At 75.1% G+C, this 4,033-nt stretch carries 6 protein-coding genes; 3 read left to right on the plus strand and 3 right to left on the minus strand.

Going from position 1 to position 4,033, the window contains the following annotated elements:
• A partial coding sequence (locus PSR1_RS22155; protein ID WP_237758200.1) for an AAA family ATPase occupies positions 1-327 on the minus strand: 327 nt, incomplete at its 3' end.
• Between the two features lie 203 nt (positions 328-530).
• Here PSR1_RS22155 and PSR1_RS22160 point away from each other — a divergent pair.
• Positions 531-992 carry a nuclear transport factor 2 family protein gene (locus tag PSR1_RS22160; RefSeq protein ID WP_059439496.1) on the plus strand — a complete coding sequence of 154 codons (462 nt, stop codon included), beginning with the start codon at positions 531-533 and terminating at the stop codon, positions 990-992.
• Between the two features lie 153 nt (positions 993-1,145).
• On the opposite strand, the gene PSR1_RS22165 is transcribed toward PSR1_RS22160, so the two are convergent.
• Together PSR1_RS22165 and PSR1_RS22170 are read right to left on the minus strand one after the other, a co-directional pair.
• Complete coding sequence (locus tag PSR1_RS22165) at positions 1,146-2,114, minus strand: homoserine kinase (RefSeq protein WP_059439497.1); 969 nt, start codon at positions 2,112-2,114, stop codon at positions 1,146-1,148.
• Between the two features lie 55 nt (positions 2,115-2,169).
• Complete coding sequence (locus tag PSR1_RS22170) at positions 2,170-2,697, minus strand: hypothetical protein (protein ID WP_059439498.1); 528 nt, start codon at positions 2,695-2,697, stop codon at positions 2,170-2,172.
• Positions 2,698-2,826: 129 nt separating this feature from the next.
• On the opposite strand from PSR1_RS22170, the gene PSR1_RS22175 reads away from it, so the two are divergent.
• Positions 2,827-3,651 carry a lipopolysaccharide assembly protein LapB gene (locus PSR1_RS22175; RefSeq protein ID WP_059439499.1) on the plus strand — a complete coding sequence of 275 codons (825 nt, stop codon included), beginning with the start codon at positions 2,827-2,829 and terminating at the stop codon, positions 3,649-3,651.
• Between the two features lie 93 nt (positions 3,652-3,744).
• A partial coding sequence (locus PSR1_RS22180) for an FHA domain-containing protein (RefSeq protein ID WP_152643420.1) occupies positions 3,745-4,033 on the plus strand: 289 nt, incomplete at its 3' end.

Raw genomic sequence — 4,033 nt, forward strand, 5'->3', positions numbered from 1 at the left:
GTTCTTCACGCCCTTCTTCAGCAGCCACCAGCCGACCTTCATGCCGCCCACCGCGAGCACGCCCAGGTACCCGTGCTCCAGCAGCCGCGCGGTGGACGCGTCCACCTTCACGCGGACCTTCACGGCGGGGTCACGCTCGATGACGAGCCTGAAGAACTCCACCCCGAACTCGCCCACGTCGTCGGAGCGGAGCCCGGTGATGCGCTCCACCGCCCCGGCCGGCAGGGTGAGCGTGAAGTCCGGATCCGGCGCCGCGCCGGCCTCCACCGCGGGCGCGCCGCTCGCCATCGTGAAGCGCGCCGGGCCGTCGTCGAGCGCCAGGTTCACGCGCGCGCCGCGCGCCAGCGGCCGGGTGGCCTTGCGGGCGGCAGGGGGCGGTCTCGAAGAAGGCGCGGAGCGAGGCGAGGCTGGGATCGGCCATCGCCGGAAATGTATGCGGCGGGAAAGCGCGGCGGCAACCGCCCGCCGCGGCGCCCCGGAAAGGCCCGAGAAGATTGACGCGGCACCTCGGGCGGGACAAAGTCGCGCGCATGACGAAGCGCCTCGCCCTCCTGCTCGCCCTGGCCACGGCCTGCGCTGCGCGCCAGCTCCCCGGCACCAACATCGAGGACACCCGGGACAACCGCGGGGTCTTCGAGGCCATCCAGCAGTACGTCCAGGCCATGGGCCGCCGCGACGCGGCCGCGGTGGTCGCGCTCGCCGCGCCGGACTACTTCGACGACGCCGCCACGCCCGCGCCGGAGGACGACGTGGACCGCGCCACGCTCGCGCGCACGCTGCCCGAGGACCTCGCGAAGGTGGACGCGCTGAAGCTGGAGATCCAGGTCCGCAAGATCGAGGTCCAGGGCGACCGCGCCGTCGCCGAGGTGTTCTACGACGGCTGGTACCGGGTGAAGACCCCGACCGGCGTGGTGCCGCGGCGCGACTCCGACGTGCACCGCATGCACCTGCGCAAGGTGGACGGCCGCTGGCTGTTCACCGCCGGCATGTAGATCGGGAGCGAGCCGGTTCGAGCCGTTCGCGCGCCCCTCGACAGGCTCGGGGCGAGCGGAGACCGGGTTCGCTCGCCGTGAGCCCGTCGAACCGCGAGCGGAGACCGAGTTCGCTCGCGGTGAGCCCGTCGAACCGCGAGCGGGGCGCGGCCGTCACACGCCGAGCAGCGCCCGGAACCCGCCCTCGCCCATGTCGCGCAGCGCGGCGAGCCGGTCGCGGTAGCGCCGCCAGTCCTTCCAGGCGAGCCGGTCGGCGCCGAGCTCGGCGCGGTGGAACGCGTGGATGCGCGAGGCGGTGAAGCGCAGCGCGGCGTAGCGCGCCCACGGGTAGAGCGCGTCCGCGGTCTCCGGCTCGAGCCGGCGCTTCGACCGGTAGCCGGCGAGCAGCGCGGCCGCGCGCGCCGGGTCGTAGCGGTCCACGTAGCACCAGGCGTTCACCGCGACCCCGAGGTCGTAGGCGAACGGGTCCACGCAGCTCATCTCCCAGTCGAGCACCGCGCCGACGCGGTCGCCGATCCACAGCACGTTGTCGATGAACAGGTCGCCGTGGACCAGCCCGCGCGGCGCGCCGGGGAGCCGGTCCGCGCGCGCCAGCTCGTCGTCCAGCATCGGCAGCGCCGCCCGCACGTCGGCGTCGCCCCCGCCGTCCGGCCGCAGCTCGGAGATCCACCCGCGCACGCGCTCCGGCGCGTACGGGTTGCGGCGCTCCGGCACGAACCCGGACGCGAGCTCGTGCAGCCGCCCGAGCTGCTCGCCCACCCGGCGGCAGCGCTCTGGGCCGGCGGCGTCGCGCGAGATCTCCTCGCCGGCCGCGTAGGCGAACAGCATCGCCTGCTTGCCCTCCACCGGTACCCAGGGCCGGCCGTCCGCCGCGAGGCGCAGGCGCGCCACCGGGAACCGGGCCTCGTGGAGGTAGCGCTGGACCTCGGCCTCGAACCGCACGTCGGCGTCGGTCTTGCCCTCGTTGAGCCGCAGGAACCAGCGCTCGCCGCCGGTCCACAGGTGGTAGTTCGTGTTGACGCTGCCCTTCGGCTCCGGCTGGACGCGGTCCGGCGCGGGGAGCCCGAAGCTCCGGACCGCGGCGGCGATCTGCTCGCTGGAGAGGACGGTGTAGAGGGCCATCGGTCGGGGCCGGCGCGAGCCGGGAGGCGGAGCATGCCCTCCAGGGTCGTCCCCGTCAACGGTCCGGGGCCGGCGCGAGCTCCGCCGGCGGCGGCCCCGCCAGCGCCTCGGCGAGCGTGATGGGCCGCCAGGCCGCCTCGACCACGCGCCAGCCGTCCTCCTCGCGCTCGAGCCGCAGCGCGAAGCGGTGCGCGCTGCCCTCGCCGGGGAGGAGCTCGGCGAGCGCCTTGCCGCGGCCGGCGGCGCGCGCCAGCACCGCGTCCACCTGCGCCGCGGCGCGCTCCCCGTCCACCGCCACGGTCGCGCCGGCCACCGTGGCCGAGACCCAGGCGCCGCGCAGCACCTCGAGCGCGACGAGCTGCTTCGCGCCATGCCGATCGAGGCCGTGGCCGCGGAACCGCTCGGAGAGCGGCGCCACCACCCCGTTCACGTCGCGCGAAGCCACCGCCGCCGCGGCGCCGTCCACCAGCCGGCGAATGCGCGCCTCGTCGTCCTCCTCGCCTCGGCCCCACCACCAGGCGGCCCCGGCGGCCGCGATCGCCAGCGCGATCGCCGCCGCCCACCACACGGTCCCTCGCCTCACCCTCGCCTCCCGGGCGCCCGCCCGTCCGCCCTCTCCGTCCCTGGCCCCGGGGCGCCGGCGCCGGTTAGATTCGCCCCTGCCGACCTCCGCGCCCCTGTTCCGGGCGAAACGAAAGTACACTCCGCCGCCGTGAGCCGCGACAAGAAGGACCCCATCGCCCAGTCCGACGCGCACAACTCGCGCGGGATCGAGCTCGCCGACCGCGGCTGGCTCGACGAGGCCATCAACGAGTTCCACAAGGCCATCGAGCTCGACCCGAGCTCCGCCCACGCGCACGACAACCTGGCGACCGTGTACTCGGAGAAGAAGCTCTACCGCGAGGCGCTGAACGAGTACCTCACCGCGCTGCGGCTGGAGCCGGACAGCGCCACCGCGCACTACAACCTGGCCTGCTTCCTCGCCACGCACGGGTCGGACATGGCGGTCGCGGAGTACCGCGACGCGATCCAGCTCGAGCCCGACCACCCCGACGCGCACCTGAACCTCGGGCTGACGCTGGCCGACCAGGGCAAGACCGAGGAGGCGGTGAAGGAGCTCGGCGTCGCCATCGAGCTCGAGCCGTCCGACCCGTTCCCGCGCCACGAGCTGGCCGGCCTGCTCATGGACGAGGGCGACTACCGGGCCGCCATCGCCCACCTCCGGGAGGTGGTGCGGCTCGAGCCGTCCAACTTCGAGGCCGAGCTGGACCTGGGCATCTGCTACGCGCAGAAGGGCTTCTACGCCGAGGCCGAGCGCGCCTACGCGCGGGCCGCGGCGCTGAAGCCGGACGACCTGCTCCTCAACTACGACGTGGCGGCGCTGTACGCGCTGTGGGGCAAGCCGGCCGCGGCGCTCGAGGCGCTGCGCAAGGCGCTGGCGCAGGACGCCGACAAGGTGCGGGACTGGCTCCGCACCGACCCGATGTTCGACGGCCTGAAGGGCAACGCCGAGTTCGAGGAGCTGGCCAGGGGCTAGCGCCCCGGGTCAACCACGCACTCCCCGTCTTGCCGCACTCACAGCGGAGTCCGGACCTTCACCCGCGGCGCGGGGTTGGCTAGCCTCGGGCGCATGCCCGAGCTTGCCTTCTTCCGCCACGGCGAGGAGCTGCTGCGCGTCACGCTGACCGATCGCACCGCGCTCGGCAGCGGCCCGGAGTGCGACGTGTCGCTGCCCGATCCCGGGCTCGCCCGCGTGCAGGCGGTGGTCGAGCGGCGCGCCGACGGGTGGTGGCTGGTGGACCGCTCCGGCGCGGGCACCGTCATGGGCGGGACGCCGGCGCGGGAGGCGCGGCTCGCGGACGGCGCCGACCTCGCGCTCGGCGCGTGGCGGGCGCTCTTCCGCGCCGCCGAGGGCGTCG

It is taken from the genome of Anaeromyxobacter sp. PSR-1 (assembly GCF_000964525.1).
Classification (GTDB): domain Bacteria; phylum Myxococcota; class Myxococcia; order Myxococcales; family Anaeromyxobacteraceae; genus Anaeromyxobacter.

Excerpts from the sequence above, each read along its gene's own strand:
- PSR1_RS22160 (WP_059439496.1), top strand. The coding sequence starts at position 531 with ATGACGAAGCGCCTCGCCCTCCTGCTCGCCCTGGCCACGGCCTGCGCT.
- PSR1_RS22165 (WP_059439497.1), bottom strand. The coding sequence starts at position 2,114 with ATGGCCCTCTACACCGTCCTCTCCAGCGAGCAGATCGCCGCCGCGGTC.